This is a genomic window from Serratia oryzae (genome assembly GCF_001976145.1).
Lineage (GTDB): Bacteria > Pseudomonadota > Gammaproteobacteria > Enterobacterales > Enterobacteriaceae > Chania > Chania oryzae.
In genome coordinates, this window is sequence record NZ_MOXD01000049.1 from 1 (window position 1) to 1,247 (window position 1,247).

A 1,247-nucleotide genomic window follows, 5' to 3' on the forward strand; every position below is an offset into this window, starting at 1 on the left:
TTGATCTTACCCAGTAATAGTGGACACGGTATTAAGTGAGTAAACTCGTAACTCAGAGGTGACTCATGACTAAACCATCAGCAACGAAAAACAAGCCCCGCAAACAACACACGCCTGCCTTTCGGGACGAAGCGCTTAAGCTCGCTCAACGTATTGGCGTGGCCGCAGCCGCGCGCGAACTCGGTCTCTACGAATCACAACTTTATACCTGGCGAAGCAAACAACAACAGCAACTGACATCATCCGAGCGTGAAAGCGAACTGGCTGCCGAAAATGCCCGGCTCAAACGTCAGTTGGCAGAACGGGAGGAAGAGTTGGCTATTCTCCAAAAGGCCGCGACATACTTTGCGAAGCGCCTGAAATGAAGTATGTCTTTATCGAAAAACATCAGGCTGATTTCAGCATCAAAGCCATGTGCCGAGTGCTCCGTGTCGCCCGCAGTGGCTGGTATGCCTGGCGTCTGCGTCGTCATCAGATAACCCCGCGTCAGCAGTTCCGTCTTGTCTGCGATGATACCGTTCGACAGGCATTCAATGACGCCAAACAGCGCTATGGTGCGCCGCGTCTTGCTGATGAGCTTCCGGCGTACAACGTCAAAACCATTGCAGCCAGCCTGCGGCGTCAGGGGCTGCGCGCAAAGGCCTCACGCCGGTTCAGGCCAGTCAGTTACCGTGAACATGGCCTGCCGGTGTCGGAAAACCTGTTGGAGCAGGACTTTACCGCCGGTGGGCCGAATCAGAAATGGGCGGGAGACATCACTTATCTTCGCACTGACGAAGGTTGGCTTTATCTGGCGGTGGTGATTGACCTGTGGTCGCGGGCCGTCATCGGCTGGTCGATGTCTTCGCGGATGACGGCACAACTGGCCTGCGATGCGCTGCAAATGGCGTTGTGGCGGCGTAAACGCCCGGAAAATGTCATTGTTCATACAGACAGAGGCGGCCAGTATTGTTCGGGGGCTTACCAAGCCTTGCTGAAACGCCATAATCTGCGTGGCAGTATGAGCGCCAAAGGCTGTTGTTACGACAATGCCTGTGTTGAAAGCTTCTTCCACTCACTGAAAGTGGAATGTATCCACGGCGAGCACTTTGCCAGTCGGGAAATGATGCGAACGACTGTGTTTAATTATATCGAGTGCGATTACAATCGTTGGCGTCGCCACAGTGCCTGTGGTGGTCTTAGCCCGGAACAATTTGAAAAACAGAACCTCGCTTAGCCATGTGTCCATTGTTCGTGGGTAAGATCAA

Annotated in this window: 1 protein-coding gene; it reads left to right on the plus strand. The window is 53.6% G+C overall.

The genetic code is table 11. The annotated features are described in order from the left end of the window. Positions 1-65: 65 nt before the first annotated feature. Positions 66-1,216 (plus strand): IS3 family transposase gene (locus tag BMI79_RS22825; protein ID WP_095996182.1). Its coding sequence is split into 2 segments (ribosomal slippage): positions 66-324 and positions 324-1,216, totalling 1,152 coding nucleotides; the frame shifts between segments, so codons are not numbered across the junction. Positions 1,217-1,247: the final 31 nt, after the last annotated feature.